This is a genomic window from Streptomyces jumonjinensis, assembly GCF_009600885.1.
Taxonomy (GTDB): Bacteria; Actinomycetota; Actinomycetes; order Streptomycetales; family Streptomycetaceae; genus Streptomyces; species Streptomyces jumonjinensis.
Window position 1 is genome coordinate 80,462 of record NZ_VCLA01000201.1, and the last position, 438, is coordinate 80,899.

A 438-nucleotide genomic window follows, 5' to 3' on the forward strand; every position below is an offset into this window, starting at 1 on the left:
GCGCCCGGATCAGCTCGACGCGGTGGTCGGCTGGCTGCGGCCGGGCGACTTCGCGGACCTGGGGCATCAGCAGCTCTACCGGGCGCTCGGGGCCCTGCATCACCGGGGCGAGCCCGTCGACCAGCTCACCGTGTTGTGGGAGGCCCAGCGGCGCGGCGCCCTCACCGACCGCAGCCTTGACGCGGAGCGGGTCCTCGCGGTCTGCGACCCCCTGACGCTGAGCGGTTCGGCGGAGCACTTCGGCGAACAGGTCGTCGCGGCGGCCCTGGTGCGGACGGCGGCCGAGAGCGCCCAGCAGGTCCAGGCCCTGGCCGAGGACGCGGCACTTCCGGCCGGGCGGCTGATCGGCCACGCTCTGCACGCCCTCGGCCCGCTGGACGAGGTCCGCCGACGGTGGCACACCGCCCGCACCGGCCCCGTACCCGGCAAGCCCCAGCC

At 76.5% G+C, this 438-nt stretch carries 1 protein-coding gene; it reads left to right on the forward strand.

The window, feature by feature from the left end:
* Positions 1–438, forward strand: a 438-nt coding sequence (locus FF041_RS39830) for a DnaB-like helicase N-terminal domain-containing protein (protein WP_323393688.1), incomplete at both ends; no start/stop codon positions are given.